This is a genomic window from Anoxybacillus sp. (assembly GCF_036834105.1).
Classification (GTDB): domain Bacteria; phylum Bacillota; class Bacilli; order Bacillales; family Anoxybacillaceae; genus Anoxybacillus.
Map to the genome: position 1 here is coordinate 1 of NZ_DAITON010000040.1, position 16,744 is coordinate 16,744.

The following is a 16,744-nucleotide window of genomic DNA, read 5'->3' on the forward strand; positions in this document are numbered from 1 at the left end:
TATAATTTTTATAAATAGTGTACAAAAAACTGAAACCGTTTGTCAATTGTATTTTTAGGTAAGAAAAAAGGCGACTCTTAAAGAATCGCCGCATACATCATTGAGGAGGTGTGCTCTACTATATCGTACGCAACGATCGTGTTATTCGTTTGAGCCAATCGCCTCTTTTAAAGCGCCTAACACCTCTTCAACATGCCCATTTACTTTCACTTTTCTCCACTCTTTTATTATGTGACCATTTGGATCGATTAAAAACGTCGAACGCTCAATACCCATATATTCTTTTCCGAAGTTTTTCTTCAACTTCCATACATGATACGCTTTTGCCACGTCTTGTTTTCCATCGGAAAGAAGTAAAAACGGCAAGTTATGCTTTTCGATAAACTTTTTATGACGCTCAAGTGAATCAGGGCTAATACCGATGACGACCGCCCCGAGCTTAGTCAACGTTTCATAATGGTCACGAAAATGACAAGCTTCCGTCGTACATCCTGGCGTCATATCTTTCGGATAAAAGTACAAAACGACATACTTCCCACGAAATTGCGACAATGCGACTTGTTCGCCATTGCTCGCTGGCAATGTAAAATCAGGTGCTTGCATGTTCCCCCTCCTACTTCCTTTCTACATCCATAACAATGCGAACGACGAAGGCAGCTGGCAGCGCATAGCCGAGCAGCGCTTCGACCATTGCAATCCATCGCCCGATCCCGATTGGTACAATATCCCCATAACCAACGGAAAGCAATGTGACCGCACTAAAATATAAACTCGTTTCAACATATTGTAAAAAATGAGAAGCCTCTATATTCTTCCCATTTTCCATCATAACAACATGTCCATTTATATGCAAAATTGTATAAACAAGCGCAAATCCAATCATCGTCGTTGAATAAACGAATATGATCGCAATGAAGTTTTTTACTGAGATGACGGAACGTTTCGTTTGCCAAAATGAGAAAACACTCATACATATAATAAAAGCAATTAGCGCGATGAATACATATATCACAACATCCCCTCCTGTCCTCATATATACGAGGGGATGTCGCAATTAATTCCCGGCCCCGCGATAACGTTTGACTCCTGCATTCCACAATAAAACAGACAAAGTAAAACATACGATTCCCATGACCGGTGTTAAAAATGAATACGTGTACCATTCTGTTTTGCGCAAAAAGTAAGCCGACGGATATACACCAACAAACGCAAACGGCAAAACCCAAGTTAAAATGTAGCGGATGACGCGATTATAAATATCAACGGGGTATCTTCCGTAGTTTCCGATATTATACATCATCGGCATAATCGAACTGCGCGCATCAGACCAAAAGCTAATGCTAGCTAACGAAATGAAAATACCTGCGTAAACGAACGTACCTCCTAGTACAAAAAGAACAAACAAAATCACATCATACCAATGAAACGTCAAATGTAATTTTGCAGCAGCATAACCCATAACGACTAAGCCAGTAATCCCTCCAAGAAGCGACTCTAGCTCCATGCGCTCAAGCACAATTTGAAACAAGCTATGCACCGGACGGGTGAGCACGCGATCCATTTCTCCCCGTACGATGTACCGTTCATTAAAATCCCATATGTTAAAAAACGAAGCAAATAAAGCAAACGGAACTAAAAAGAAGCCGTAAATAAAAATAATTTCATCACGCGTCCATCCGTTTAATAGTTGCGTATGTCCAAAGACAACAAGAATAAAAATTAAATTCACACCTTGAAACATTAAGTCAGATAAAAACTCGACAAATAAATCTGTCCGATATTGCAACTTTGTTTTTACATATTGGCCCATATATTGAAAGAAAATAGACATATAAAACATGCGCTCACCCCCCTTGAATGATGAGTTTTCGTTTAGCCGCTTTCCATAGTAAATAAATTGGAGCAATTAATACGATACACCAAACGGCTTGAAACATCATTCCTCGCAACGCTTCATTCTCTGTAAAACTTTCCGTAAAAATCATGCTCGGAATATAGCTAATCGCTTGGAAAGGTAAATATTTCATCACATCTTGTGCCCATTCCGGATAAAAGCTGATTGGCAAAATAAGTCCTGAAAACAAATCAATAACAAACCGTTTAGCTCGGAGTAGTCCTTCCCCATTTAATGTAAAAAATGTGACCATCCCTGCAAGCAAATTGAGCTGGGAGTTAATAATAAAACTGAGTATTGTCGACAAGACGAAATATGCCCATGTATGCGCGTTCGTTGTAAATTGAAGCGAAAATACGAAAGTAACAATGAGCATCCCCGGTAATGAAAAGAAAAACAATCGAAAAATTCCTTCGCCAAGCCCTTGCATCGTCTTCATAACTAAGTAGTTGTACGGACGAATTAACTCAATCGCTACTTTCCCTTCGCGAATTTCCATTGCAATTTCGCGGTCGATATTATTGAAATAAAATGCTCTTGCCATCCATGCAATAGCGACGTACGTCGTCATTTGTTCGACTGTCATTCCTTGAATAGACGGCTGCCCTCCATAAATGGCCGACCATAAAAAATAATACGCTCCGATATTAATGCTATAAATAAAAATGCCGCTATAATAGTTTGTGCGGTAGGCTAGCATCATTAAAAAACGCATACGAATCATTTCAATATATTTACCCATGATGAATCCCTTCTTCGTAAATATTGCGGATCACTTCTTCCGTCGATACTTCACGAATGTGAATGTCTTTAAGCTCATAGGAAGACACAATCTTTCCGATCACATAAGCCATATCATCCGACCGCACATGCGCAATCCAACTATGCTGATCGTCCCCTTCCTCCCATGTTACATCGATAAGCGAAACGAGTTGCTCCTTGGAAACAACATCGCGAAATTGAAACTGAATTTGCTTCCCTTCTCCCCAATTTTGTTTTAACCGTTGCAATGAACCGTCATAAATAATTTTGCCTTCATCAAGCATAATGACACGCTCACAAAGCGCCTCAATATCCGTCATATCATGAGTCGTTAATAAAATGGTCGTATTGTACTTTTCGTTAATCTCTTTTAGAAACTGACGAATTTTCAGTTTGACGAGCACATCTAGGCCGATCGTCGGCTCATCTAAAAATAAAAGCGGAGGATTATGAATGAGTGCGGCCGCTAATTCGCAGCGCATGCGCTGTCCGAGCGACAACTTACGAACAGGTTTATCTAGCAACGAACCGATGTCTAGCGTTTCAATGACATGATCCATATGTTCGTTATAGTCTTGATCAGAAACGCGATATACTTTTTTTAACAACCGAAACGATTCTTGCACCGCAATATCCCACCATAACTGGGAGCGTTGACCAAACACAACGCCGATCGTCTGCACGAAACGTTCCCGCTCTTTATGCGGATTCATCCCATTTACAACGACTCGTCCAGATGTCGGCGTTAAAATTCCTGTTAGCATTTTTATTGTCGTCGATTTACCTGCCCCATTCTCCCCGATGTAGCCAACCATTTCCCCTTGCTTCACTGTAAACGAAATGTCGTCAACTGCCCGAATCGTTTTATAATTTCTCGTAAACAAATCGCGAAACGCACCAGCTAAACCAGATCGGCTCGAGTACGATTTAAATTCTTTACGCAGTTTTTCTACTTCAATCGCATACATATTTCTCACCTCTCAAAAAATCACTATTTAATAGTGTAACGAAAATGTTTCAACTCAACAAATGGTGTGCTCAAATAAATGTGATAAAATAAACACCATGAAAGAAATTTTACATAAAAGGAGGAGGCTTCGCGTGAATTTTACGAAGTCTGAACAACTATATCAAGAGGCGCTTGAGCATATTGTCGGCGGCGTCAACAGCCCCTCGCGTTCATATAAAGCAGTTGGAGGCGGTGCACCTGTCGTCATGGAAAGGGCGCAAGGCGCATACTTTTGGGATGTAGACGGCAACAAATATATCGATTATTTGGCCGCTTACGGTCCTATTATTACAGGACATGCCCATCCACACATTACGAAGGCAATTCAGCATGCAGCCGAGAACGGTGTGTTATACGGAACGCCGACACCGTATGAAATTACGTTTGCAAAAATGTTAAAAGAGGCCATCCCTTCCCTCGAAAAAGTACGTTTCGTCAACTCAGGAACAGAGGCGGTGATGACGACGATTCGCGTCGCCCGTGCTTATACCGGCCGAGATAAAATTGTAAAATTTGCTGGATGCTATCACGGACATTCTGATCTCGTTCTCGTCGCCGCAGGTTCCGGTCCATCAACGTTAGGAACTCCAGATTCCGCCGGCGTACCAAAAAGCATCGCACAAGAGGTCATTACTGTGCCTTTTAACGACATAGATGCTTTTAAACACGCGATGGATCGCTGGGGACATGAAGTAGCTGCTGTGCTTGTTGAACCGATTGTAGGCAACTTCGGCATTGTTGAACCAAAACGAGGTTTTCTGCAAGCGATCAACGACATTGCTCATGCAGTTGGGGCGCTTGTGATTTACGATGAAGTCATTACTGCTTTCCGCTTTATGTATGGCGGGGCACAAAACTTACTTCATATCGAGCCGGATTTAACTGCACTTGGGAAAATTATTGGTGGCGGTTTACCAATTGGAGCATATGGGGGAAGAAAAGACATTATGGAACAAGTAGCTCCGCTTGGTCCTGCTTACCAAGCAGGGACGATGGCAGGAAATCCAGCTTCCATTTTAGCGGGTATCGCTTGCTTAGAAGTATTACAACAAGAAGGAGTGTACGAGCATCTCGACCATCTCGGTGCCATGTTAGAGGCAGGTATTTTAACACACGCGAAAACATACGACATACCTGTGACAATTAACCGTCTAAAAGGAGCTCTCACCGTATACTTCACGACAGAAAAAGTAGAAAACTATGAACAAGCGGAACGAACAGATGGGGAGATGTTTGCAAAATTTTTCAAACGTATGCTCCATCAAGGTATTAATCTTGCCCCTTCGAAATATGAAGCATGGTTTATTACGTTAGCACATACAGAAGAAGATATTGAATATACAATTGAAGCGGTAAGACGGGCATTTAAATCATTAAAAAATGAATAAATATACAAAACTAACGAGGTAGGAACATACTCTCCACCTCGTTTTTTTATGCTTAAAATAAATGTAAACGCTTACATTAATCGTGAAAGATTTGTTACATAACTTGAATATCGTATCCAAAAACATGAATAAATAATTGATTTTCCTTTACGAACGTGTTAATATAAACTATAAAATTTAGAAAATTTCATTTTTTAAAAAAGTTTTTTGTGTGGGAGGTGGCGAAGGCGAGAAGCGAACGATAGTCGCTTACAAGCCGCATGCTATGAAACAACAGTGGAATCCAACTTCATTTCAACATTTTTATGAACATGAACACGACGCGTGTGGAATTGTCGCTGCGGTTGAAAAACGACGCATTCCGACAAAAGAAAATATTACAACCTGTATTAACGCCCTCGTCACAATGAATCATCGCGCTGGATTCATCAATGGAGAAGGAGATGGCGTTGGCGTTCATATCGATATCCCAAAAGAGCTTTGGAAAGAAAAACTGGCCGCTATCCATCTCGATCCTCAACTTGCCGAACGCGACGATTTTACTGTTGGCCATATATTTATTACACGAACGACGAATGTGGAAGAAAAAAAAGCGCATATGCGCCAATTGTTTGCTCAATTTCATCTCACGCTTATTTTTGAATCTGATCGCGTCACATCTTCTTCAGCGCTCGGTCCACTCGCTTTACGTGAAGAACCGGTATTTTGGCAAATTGCCCTTTTACCAAACAAAAATGAATCTCTTGCTAAAACGTTATTTGAATTAACTATTGAAATTGAAAAAGATGAACATATTCATGTTGCTTCTTTAAGTAATCATCATGCCATTTATAAAGTGATGGGCGCTGGGGACATTTTACCAAAATATTATCACGATTTGGCGAGTCCACGTGTCGCATCGACGATGACACTTGGTCATAATCGTTATTCAACGAATACACTTTCAAACTTTTTCCGGGTGCAGCCGTTCAGCGTGCTAGGTCATAATGGGGAAATTAATACGATCGCCAAACTTCGTGAAGAAGCGACGATGATCGGTGTGCCACTAACAAACGGCGGAAGCGACTCGCAAGACTTGAGCCGAACGATGGAAACACTTATTTATCGCGATGGATATACGTTATTTGAAGCAATGGATTTGTTGTTCCCGCCCATTGTAAACGAAATAAAAAACTACCCTGCACATTTACAAGATTTATATACTTACATTCGCGAAGCGTGGGGACATTTTGCCCAAGGTCCTGCCGGAATCATTTCGCGCCATGCTGATGAAGCGGTATTTAGCGTCGATGCACTCGGATTGCGTCCACTTTGGAAAATTGAGACTGAACATCGTTACGTATTCGCATCTGAGCCAGGCATTATTCCAACGTGCGAATACACAGGCGAACCAAAACCGCTCGCTCCTGGGGAAAAAATCGGCTTAAAATGGCAAGGAGATGGAACGATTCGGATTTACGAGTACGCGGACTATCAACAGGAAGTGTACAACCGCATGCGACAGCGGCTAAATATTGAGAATATGCGGCAACGTCTACAAACGCCGACATTCAAGCCTTATGTGCTCGTTGCTCAACCAACAAAAGTGCATAATGGACAATACGCTGCATTCGGTTGGGATCGCGAACATATTCAATTGCTCGAACAAATGGCAGAAAAAGGAGCTGAACCGATTCGCTCCCTCGGTCACGATGCTCCGCTTGCTGCGATCGATCCAGAACGGAAAAATATTGCGGACTTCATTAAAGAAAGCGTGGCAGTTGTCACAAACCCAGCCATCGATCGCGACCGGGAAACTGAGCACTTTTCTACTCGTGTCGTCGTTGGAAAAAGACCAAGCATCGTACTTAATGAAGAACATCCGTACACTGTAGAGCTTCTTTCTCCTATTTTAATCGAAGGAAAACTCGGCAATGAATGTGCGGAAACGTTACAGCAACCATCATATGACCAACTTGTTCATGCATTCGAAGAAAAACAGTTGATATACTTTATATCGGCTACCTTTTTTGAAACAGAAACTATTCCAACTGCGTTAAATCGGTTAAGTGAAGAAGCGTGCGAAGCGGTCGGAGGCGGAAAAACGTTGCTCATCATTGACGATGCAAAAGCACATCAAAACGGGCATTTATGGATCGATCCACTTCTTGTTGTATCAGCTATCGATCAAGCGTTAACAAAAGCCAATGTAAGAAGACATTGTTCTCTCTTACTTCGTTCTGGTGCGATTCGCTCACTTCACGATTTGATCGTCGCTTACGGACTTGGAGCAAACGTCATTAGCCCATATTTGATGTTTGCTACAGTTGCTGATTCATCAACTCGACCAGCCGTTCATTTGTATCAAGCGTTAAATAAAGGGCTCGAAAAAGTCATTTCAACGATCGGTATTCATGAATTACGCGGATATAGCCGTCTCTTTTCGTCTATTGGATTACACGAAGAAGTTGCGGCTGTATTAAATATCGTTAACTTTTTTGGCTCGGATTCGCTTGCACAAAATTTTGAGGCATTAAAACAAGATGCGATCGCACGAGCTAAAGACTTTGAAACAGAACAAGCCAAGTTGCGCAAAACATTCCACGTCTTTCCACGCATTTGGAAAGCGATTGGCGAAGTAGCTCAAACCGGCTCATACGACAACTATCGTGACAAATTAACAGAAATCGAAACAGAGACACCAACAGCCATTCGTCATTTAACTGACTTAAAACTGGCAAGCACGCCAGCCAAAAAGGAGCAAGTCGACATTTCCGTCGGTGAACATAGTTTACCTTTTGTCATCGCCTCTATGTCCTTTGGCTCCCAAAACGAAATTGCATTTCGCGCTTATGCTGAAGCAGCGAATCGCCTCAACATGATCAGTTTAAACGGCGAAGGTGGAGAAATTAAAGATATGCTCGGCAAATATCCGCGCACGCGCGGGCAGCAAGTTGCATCTGGGCGATTCGGTGTCAATGCAGAACTGCTCAACTCATCCAATTTGCTTGAAATTAAAATCGGGCAAGGCGCGAAACCGGGAGAAGGTGGACATTTACCGGGGTCCAAAGTCACAGCGAAAATTGCTGAGGCACGCAACGCAACGATCGGCTCAGATTTAATTTCACCGTCAAACAACCATGACATTTATTCAATCGAAGACTTAGCGCAAATGATTGCCGAACTAAAAACGGCGAACGACCGAGCAAAGGTTGCTGTGAAAGTGCCAGTCGTTCCGAATATCGGAACAATTGCTGTCGGAATTGCAAAAGCGGGTGCAGACATCATTACGCTGAGCGGCTTTGACGGTGGGACAGGTGCTGCGCGCATCCATGCGATTCAACACGTTGGCCTGCCAGTAGAAATCGGGGTCAAGGCGGCACACAATGCCCTTTTAGAAGCGGGATTGCGCCATCAAGTAGAAATTTGGGCAGACGGTGGAATACGAAGTGCTATGGACGTTATGAAAGTGATGCTGCTTGGCGCGAATCGCGTCGGTTTTGGTACGTTAGCGATGATTGCAATCGGGTGTACGACATGCCGCGGTTGTCACTTAGATACGTGTCACGTCGGAATCGCCACGCAAATTGAATCGGAAGCGCAAGCAAAAGAGCACGGTTTGCGCCGCTTCGTTCCGAGACAATTTGAGCAAGCTGTGCAAAACTTAGTTCGTTTCTTTACAGCCTTCGGCGAGGAGTTAAAAACGCTCACAGCTTCGCTCGGCTATACAAACTTACAACAACTTGTCGGTCGCTCCGATTTACTTGAGCAAACGCGCGGACGGGATCGCATGGACTTGACGACATTATTAAAACCGTTAGATATCGGACAATGGTATCAAAAAGAAATCGCGGCGACATCGGAAGAAGGAAAACTTGCTGTTGCAGCTGGCGCGGAATATTTGGATTACCATGTTGAAGATTTGCATCGTTCACGTGAATTTTCAACCGTCACAGCAGAACAACGTGTACTCGGCAGCCGCGTAGCGTGCCATCGCGTACGTGGTCGATTAGACGGATCGTATAAAAAGCTGCCAAATATTTCTCTACGCTATAAAGACGGCTCTGTTCCGGGCAATGGACTTGGGGCGTATAACGTCACTGGCATTCATATTCATGTCGATGGTGGGGCACAAGATGGCGTTGGCAAAACATCGTTTGGTGGCGGCATCTTTGTCTTTAAATCAAAAGGAAAAGACGGAAAGTTTTACAATGGCTCGGTAGGAAAAGGATTTGGTTACGGAGCGCAAAAAGGATTGTTAATCGTTCAAGGAAATGCTGATGCACGCGCAGGCATTCGCTTATCCGGAGCAGATATCATTATCGGAGGGCAAGTGACAAAGCCAATCCCTGAATTTGAACATAGCAACATCGGCGTCAACGCAAACATTAAAGGCTTCGCCTTTGAATATATGACAAACGGACGCGGGCTCGTTCTCGGGGATCCAGGGCCATGGATTTGTGCAGGAATGACTGGCGGTGTCGTTTATTTGCGCCACCAGCCAGAAATGGGCTTAACGAAAGCGGCGCTTGAACGTCGCATCGCCAAAGGAGCGAACGTTACGATTCAACCGCTTAACGAAAAAGGAAAAGCGGACGTGACAGAACTGCTTCGCACATATATTGATTTGCTTATCGAACACGAACAGCACGACGAAGCAGCAACGCTTCAACCGTTGTTGCAAAAACCGGAGCAACACTTTTTCCAAGTCATCCCGAAAAAAGAACAAGCAGATCCATCTGTGTCAACAGAATAAACATAAAAAGAACTGCTTCAAAAAATGAGGCAGTTCTTTTAATTTTTTTCCTTTTGTCTTGATATACTGATGAAAAACATGTATATTTGTTTGTTGTTCTAACAAGATGATGAAAAAGAAAGGAATTTGAGCGACGATGAGACTTGGAGCCCGCGTCTTCAAAACCGGGATCGCGATTACATTTGCATTAGTTTTAGCGAAATTGTTGCAGTTGCCTTCTCCTGTATTTGCTGGCATTTCTGCTGTATTTGCGATGCAGCCGACCATTTACCGTTCATACTTGTCCTTAATTGAACAAGTGCAGGCAAACGTCATCGGTGCGGTTTTTGCGATTGTTTTTACACTTATTTTCGGACACGATCCATTTATTATCGGATTAACTGCCATTTTAGTCATTGCGTTATTTCTTCGTCTTCGTTTAGAATCTTCTATTTCTGTCGCGCTTGTAACGGTCATCGCAATTATGGAATATACAGAGGAACACTTTATTGAATTTGCGCTTATTCGCTTTTCTACGATTATGCTAGGGGTGTTGTCCGCGTTTGTCGTCAATTTAGTTTTCCTTCCACCGAAATACGAGAAAAAACTATATACGAAAATTGTCGAATATACAGAACAAATTTTAAAATGGATTCGCATGAACATTCGCCATGCATCTGAGCACCATCTGTTGAAGGAAGATATTGAAAAGTTTAAAGAAAACATGATGAAACTTGACCAACTTTATTTACTCTACAAAGAAGAACGAACGTATTTTCGTAAACATAAATATAGTAAGTCGCGCAAACTTGTCCTGTATCGACAAATGATTGTTGCAACAAACCGCGCCTTGCAGACGTTAAAGCTACTGCATCGTTTAGAAAACGAGCTGTCGCATACACCTGCTGAACTTCAAAATGCAATAAAAAACGAACTGGACTGTTTATTAAATTACCACGACCAAATATTGTTGAAGTTTATCGGGAAAGCAAAATCTGATCCACAATCACAATTTGTGACAGAAGCGTGTTCTGGAAAAAAAGGATTAATTCGCTCGTTTTTAAACGATTATGTCGAGCAAAGCGTCCAACAGGAAAATTATCAGCTGTTTCCACTAATCGGAGCAATTATTGAATATAGTCATCAACTCGAACATCTAGACACGCTTATTGAAAGCTTTCACCATTACCATAAAGAAGAGCATACCGTCCCTACCCCCGAACAAGAATAAAAGATGTCCCGCCAAAGAAACGGGACATCTTTTTTAGCTTTTCATACGCGGATCAAGCGCATCGCGCAATCCATCTCCCATTAAATTAAATCCCAACACCGTCAGCATGATTGCCAAGCCTGGAAAAATCATCGTCCATGGCGCCTGTGTTAAATACGCTTTTGAATCGGCTAACATCTTTCCCCATTCAGGATTCGGCGGCTGTGCACCTAATCCGAGAAACCCAAGGGCTGCCGCTTCAATAATCGCTGTTGCAATAGCGAGTGTTCCTTGCACAATAATCGGGGCCATGCTGTTTGGTAAAATGTGATGAAATAAAATGCGTGCATCGCTCATACCAATTGCCTTCGCTGCAGTAATGTATTCTTCTTGTTTAATGCTTAATACGCGCGATCGGATAAGACGGCCAAAATTTGGAATGTTAATGACTGCAATCGCAATAAGCGCATTTTTTAATGACGGTCCTAAAACAGCGACAATTCCGATCGCTAATAAAATGCTTGGAAATGCAAGCATAATGTCAAAGATACGTGAGATGACCGCATCAATCCAACGGCCGTAATAGCCTGCAATAATTCCAAGCAAAGAACCGACCACGACGGAACCTAGAACAGAGAAAAAACCAACCCATAATGAAATACGTGCTCCATATACGACACGAGAAAAAATATCTCGTCCAAAATCATCTGTTCCAAATATATGTTCTTTCGATGGTGCTTGTAAGCGCATCGATAGTTGTTGATCGTTCATATCATACGGAGCGATAAACGGAGCAAAGACGGCAAGCAAAATGAAAAATAAAACAATACCACTGCCAACAAGGGCCATTTTATTTTTACGAAAGCGAATCCATCCTTCTTTCCATAACGATATGGCTTGTTCTTCTTGTTGTACGATATTTGCTTCGTTTCGTGCTAACTCAGCCAATGTGCTCCCCCCTTTTTAGTTATATTTGATGCGCGGATCAATCGCAGCATATAATAAGTCGACAATTAAGTTAATAAAAATAAAAATCATCGCAACAATTAAAATGCCAGATTGAATAACAGGGTAATCACGATATCCAATTGCCTCATAAATGTATCGACCAATTCCTGGCCAACTGAAAATTGTCTCCGTTAAAATAGCGCCGCCAAGTAATAATCCCATTTGCAAGCCGATGACCGTCAATACAGGAATGATCGCATTTTTTAATGAATGCTTGTACACAACCCAAAACATACTTAATCCTTTCGCACGCGCGGTACGAATATAGTCAGATTTCATGACTTCAAGCATGCTTGAACGAGTCATGCGGGCAATAATAGCCATCGGAATCGTCGCTAACGCCACGCTCGGGAGCACTAAATGTTGCAACGTCTGAACAAACTGGTCTGTATGTCCTTGAATGAGCGTATCAATGACATACAAGTGGGTAATTGGATCAATCGGATTGCGCACATCTTCTCGTCCTGATGTCGGAAACCAATCTAAATTAATGGCAAAAATCCATTGTTCCATCAATCCAAGCCAAAAAATAGGCATCGAAACGCCAACTAACGCCAACACCATCGCCACATAATCAAACCAAGAATTTTGAAACCATGCGCTAATAATCCCGGCATTGACCCCAATCACAACGGCAATCAACATCGCCGCCAAAGATAATTCTAATGTCGCCGCTAAATATGGCCAAATTTCTTGCGAAACGGCTACACCTGTACGAAGCGACTCCCCTAGATCCCCTTTTAATAATCCACCAAGATATTTCGTGTATTGAATGTACCACGGTTGGTCTAGTCCGAGTTTATGTGTTAACGCCTCTACAGCTTCTTTCGTCGCTTTTTGCCCTAAGATGACTTGAGCTGGATTTCCTGGAATGGCGCGAATCATGAAAAACACAACGAGCGACATCCCGAGCAACACAGGAATGACCGTTAAGATGCGTCTAATCGTATATGAAAACATACGTTTCACTCCTTTCTGACATGATGGAAAGGGAGAGGATTCCCTCCCCTCCCTCAACACAAATGTTATTTAAACTGTACTTTTGTAAATTTATCCGTTCCTGTCGGATGCGGGTTAAATCCGTCAATGTTTGCTTTACCTGCTAATAACGGTGTTGAGTGTACGAGCGGAATCCATGGCGCGTCTTCTTTGATAATTTCTTGAGCTTTTTTGTACAATTCGTTACGTTTGTTTTCATCGCTAACTGTTTGTGCTTCGATTAAAATGTCGTGCAACTCATCGTTTGCATAGTACGTGTAGTTATTGCTTCCAATGCTATCTTTGTCGAGCAACGCATATAAGAAGTTGTCTGCATCACCATTATCGCCCGTCCAACCGAGCAAGAACGCATCTGCTTCACCTTTTGCTACTTTATCTAAATATGTTGCCCATTCATATGTTACAATTTTTGCTTTTACCCCAATTTTCGCAAAGCTTGCTTGTAATGCTTCCGCTACTTTTTGTCCATCTGGCATATATGGACGCGGAACTGGCATTGCCCATAGTTCCATTTCAAAGCCGTTTGGATAACCAGCTTCCGCAAGCAATTGTTTCGCTTTTTCTAGATCATACGGATAATCTTGAATCGCATCGTTATAGCCAGGAATGCTTGGCGGCAAAGGGTTTTTCGCAGGTTGTGCTTGACCTGCATAAAACGCATCAATGATCGCCTGTTTATCTACTGCATGATTCAACGCTTGACGAACGAGCTTATTGCCTAACGGACCACGTGTCACAGTTAATCCGACATAGCCGACGTTCATTGACGGACGTTTAAATACTTGGAAGTCTTTATTTCCTTCTACTTGTGCTAAATCAGAAGGGTTTAAATCTTCCATAATATCGATCTCACCTTTTAACAATGCGTTCAGACGGGCTGAGTTATCTGGAATCGATACGAAAATTAACTTATCAAGTTTCGGATGTCCTTCTAACCAATATTCTTTATTTTTTTCAAGCACGATGCGCTCGTTGCGCTTCCACTCTTTAAAGACGAATGGACCTGTTCCAACAGGATTTTCACCGAATTTATCGCCATATTTTTTAATGGCTTCCGGGCTAGCAATCGCAAACGGCACCATCGCGAGATTTTTTAGGAATGGCGCTTGCGGACGTTTTAAAACAAACTGCACAGTATGCTCATCTAATGCTTTTACTTCTTTAATCACATGCCCTTCATCATTTTTATATCCACCAAACATCGAGCCATAGTACGGGAACGTATCCGCATTACCGTTTGCCCAACGTTCAAAGTTGAAGACAACAGCCTCCGCGTTAAAATCTGTTCCATCGTGGAACTTTACCCCTTTACGAAGCGTAAACGTATACGTAAGTCCATCTTGAGACACTTCCCATTTTTCTGCTAATGCCGGTTGGATTGACGTGTCGCCATCATTGTAATCTAGCAATGTGTCAAAAATGTTTTTCGTGACTTTAAACGATTCACCGTCTGTCACTGTCGCTGGGTCTAATCCAACAGAATCACCGCCACGTCCATAGACGAGCGTTGTTGGCTTTTCACCCTCTTCCGTCTTGCTTCCTCCTGTTTGTTCCGACTTGCCGCAACCTGCAAGCGCAGTCGCCGCTACAAGAAGAAACGTAAGCATGGTTAGTAACCACTTTTTCTTCATTTCCTTTTCCCCCTTAGTGAATAATATATTTCATCACTTGCCATCCTCATGTATAAAGATGGCAAGCGACGTAATGCCCTTGTTCAACTTCTTTCCATTCTGGTTTTGTCGTTTTACAAATATCCATACATGCTTGACATCGTGTATGAAACGCGCATCCTGCTGGCGGATTCGATGGACTTGGTAAATCTCCTGTAAGCAGTTGCTTTTCTTTTTTATATTCCGGATCGGGAATCGGAACGGCTTCAAGCAATGCTTGGGTGTATGGATGTTTCGGGTTGCGATATACATCTTCGCTGTTAGCGAGCTCGACCATTCTCCCTAAATACATGACGCCAACACGATCGCTAATATGGCGAACAACCCCAAGGTCATGAGCGATAAAGATGTACGTCAAATGAAACTCTTTTTGTAAATCTTCTAGTAAGTTCAGCACTTGGGCTTGAATGGATACGTCAAGCGCTGAAACAGGCTCATCCGCAATAATAAGCTTCGGTTTCGTCATCAATGCGCGGGCGATGCCGATGCGTTGCCGCTGCCCACCGCTAAATTGATGCGGATAACGTTTTGCATGATAGCTGCTTAGTCCGACGACTTCTAACATCTCACGCACTTTTTTTCGTCGCTCTTCTTTTGAACCGATCCCATGGACGATAAGCGGTTCTTCTAAAATTTTTTCTACCGTATGGCGCGGATTGAGCGATGCAAACGGGTCTTGAAAAATCATTTGCATATCGCGGCGCACTTTTCTTAATTGTTGTGGCGATAGCTTTGTCACTTCTTCATTTTCAAATAAAATCGATCCTTCTGTCGGTTCAATAAGCCGCATAAGCATACGACCCGTCGTCGACTTCCCACAGCCGCTCTCCCCGACGATGCCTAACGTTTCTCCTTTGTAAACAACAAACGATAAATCGTCAACCGCTTTCACTTGACCAATTTGTTTATTAAACAAACCGGCTGTAATTGGAAAATATTTTTTTAACCCTTTAACTTGTAGTAACGGTTCGTTCATGGGTGGCACTTTCCTCCTTTTCATACAAAAAGCAACGTGCGCGATGTCCTTGTTCTACTTCGTATAAATCAGGATTTTGGGAAAAGCACCTCTCAAATGCTTGTTCGCATCTTGCCGCAAAACGACAACCATATTTAATCGAACCTGGCTTTGGCACGCTTCCTGGAATACAATACAACCGTTCCTTTCTGTCACGAATATCCGGAACGGAACGAATGAGTCCAATCGTATATGGATGTTTTGGTCGGCGGAAAATCGTCTGAACATCGCCTTCTTCAATGATTTTTCCTGCGTACATGACAACGACGCGATGACACATTTCGGCTACAACTCCTAAATCGTGCGTAATCATCATAATCGCTGTGCCGAATTGCTCATTTAACTGCTTCATCAAATGCAAAATTTGCGCCTGAATCGTCACGTCTAAAGCGGTCGTTGGCTCATCTGCAATTAATAGCGCTGGATTACAAACCATCGCCATCGCAATCATGACGCGCTGTCGCATCCCTCCTGATAGCTGATGCGGATATTCATCAAGCATCTCCTCAGCACGAGGCAAGCCGACAAGCTTTAACATATCCATCGCCCGCTGCCGCGCTTCCCTTTTGCTCACTTTTTGATGTATACGAATCGCTTCAATCATTTGATTGCCAATCGTAAAAAGCGGGTTTAATGACGTCATCGGCTCTTGGAAAATCATCGCAATTTCATTTCCGCGTATTTCTTTCATCCGTTTTTCTGATGCTAATACAATGTTTTCATCTTTAAACCATATTTCACCATCCGTAATTTTACCGATCCCTTTTGGCAATAGCCCCATAATCGAGAGGGAAGTGACACTCTTTCCACACCCTGACTCTCCTACCACACCTAAAATTTCGCCCTTATTTATGTAAAAATCTACGCCATCCACCGCAGGAACTTCCCCGTCATCTGTAAAAAAGCATGTTCTCAAGCTTTTTACCCGTAAAATTGCTTCATCCCCCACGGAAGCCCCTCCTTCTTGTATACAGAAAATTTATATTTTTGAAATAACTTTTATTGTTACGTTTCAAATTATTACTCACATTTCGCACCCTCTCGACAAAAATCGGGAGGATTTTTTTATCTTCCT

Annotated in this window: 13 protein-coding genes; 3 read left to right on the top strand and 10 right to left on the bottom strand. The window is 42.5% G+C overall.

Annotation, left to right across the window (positions count from 1 at the left end):
- Positions 1-141: 141 nt before the first annotated feature.
- From bcp to V7Z64_RS05915, 5 genes are read right to left on the bottom strand one after another with little or no spacing between them, the layout of a single operon-like run.
- On the bottom strand, positions 142-603 hold the full coding sequence (gene bcp / locus V7Z64_RS05895; RefSeq protein WP_297992145.1) for a thioredoxin-dependent thiol peroxidase: 462 nt from the start codon (positions 601-603) through the stop codon (positions 142-144).
- 10 nt (positions 604-613) lie between these two features.
- Entirely contained in the window at positions 614-1,012 is a 399-nt protein-coding gene (locus tag V7Z64_RS05900) for a potassium channel family protein (protein ID WP_004577813.1), read from the bottom strand.
- Positions 1,013-1,054: 42 nt separating this feature from the next.
- A complete protein-coding gene (locus V7Z64_RS05905; RefSeq protein WP_297992147.1) occupies positions 1,055-1,840 on the bottom strand; it encodes an ABC transporter permease in 786 nt (261 codons plus the stop codon).
- Positions 1,841-1,844: 4 nt separating this feature from the next.
- Positions 1,845-2,636: an ABC transporter permease gene (locus V7Z64_RS05910; protein WP_004577811.1), complete on the bottom strand. Its 792-nt coding sequence runs from the start codon at positions 2,634-2,636 to the stop codon at positions 1,845-1,847.
- Positions 2,629-3,624 carry an ABC transporter ATP-binding protein gene (locus V7Z64_RS05915; protein WP_297992150.1) on the bottom strand — a complete coding sequence of 332 codons (996 nt, stop codon included), beginning with the start codon at positions 3,622-3,624 and terminating at the stop codon, positions 2,629-2,631. Before V7Z64_RS05915 ends, V7Z64_RS05910 begins: the two co-directional genes overlap by 8 nt.
- Before the next feature lie 133 nt (positions 3,625-3,757).
- Here V7Z64_RS05915 and V7Z64_RS05920 point away from each other — a divergent pair, with 133 nt between their 5' ends.
- The 3 genes from V7Z64_RS05920 (at position 3,758) to V7Z64_RS05930 (ending at position 10,998) form a co-directional block, all read left to right on the top strand.
- A complete protein-coding gene (locus V7Z64_RS05920; RefSeq protein WP_297992152.1) occupies positions 3,758-5,053 on the top strand; it encodes a glutamate-1-semialdehyde 2,1-aminomutase in 1,296 nt (431 codons plus the stop codon).
- 265 nt (positions 5,054-5,318) lie between these two features.
- Positions 5,319-9,788 carry a glutamate synthase-related protein gene (locus tag V7Z64_RS05925; RefSeq protein ID WP_297992171.1) on the top strand — a complete coding sequence of 1,490 codons (4,470 nt, stop codon included), beginning with the start codon at positions 5,319-5,321 and terminating at the stop codon, positions 9,786-9,788.
- Between the two features lie 136 nt (positions 9,789-9,924).
- A complete protein-coding gene (locus V7Z64_RS05930) occupies positions 9,925-10,998 on the top strand; it encodes an FUSC family protein (RefSeq protein WP_297992155.1) in 1,074 nt (357 codons plus the stop codon).
- Positions 10,999-11,031: 33 nt separating this feature from the next.
- On the opposite strand, the gene nikC is transcribed toward V7Z64_RS05930, so the two are convergent.
- The 5 genes from nikC to V7Z64_RS05955 form a co-directional block, all read right to left on the bottom strand.
- The gene (gene nikC / locus V7Z64_RS05935) at positions 11,032-11,925 is read right to left on the bottom strand and encodes a nickel transporter permease (RefSeq protein WP_297992157.1); all 894 of its coding nucleotides are present in this window, start codon (positions 11,923-11,925) and stop codon (positions 11,032-11,034) included.
- Positions 11,926-11,940: 15 nt separating this feature from the next.
- Positions 11,941-12,945 (bottom strand): ABC transporter permease, encoded by a 1,005-nt coding sequence (locus V7Z64_RS05940; RefSeq protein WP_297992161.1) that lies wholly within the window; start codon positions 12,943-12,945, stop codon positions 11,941-11,943.
- Between the two features lie 65 nt (positions 12,946-13,010).
- Positions 13,011-14,615 (bottom strand): ABC transporter substrate-binding protein, encoded by a 1,605-nt coding sequence (locus V7Z64_RS05945; protein ID WP_297992162.1) that lies wholly within the window; start codon positions 14,613-14,615, stop codon positions 13,011-13,013.
- Between the two features lie 46 nt (positions 14,616-14,661).
- Positions 14,662-15,630 carry an ABC transporter ATP-binding protein gene (locus tag V7Z64_RS05950; RefSeq protein ID WP_003397937.1) on the bottom strand — a complete coding sequence of 323 codons (969 nt, stop codon included), beginning with the start codon at positions 15,628-15,630 and terminating at the stop codon, positions 14,662-14,664.
- The gene (locus tag V7Z64_RS05955) at positions 15,605-16,618 is read right to left on the bottom strand and encodes an ABC transporter ATP-binding protein (protein WP_297992165.1); all 1,014 of its coding nucleotides are present in this window, start codon (positions 16,616-16,618) and stop codon (positions 15,605-15,607) included. Before V7Z64_RS05955 ends, V7Z64_RS05950 begins: the two co-directional genes overlap by 26 nt.
- Between the last annotated feature and the right edge of the window lie 126 nt (positions 16,619-16,744).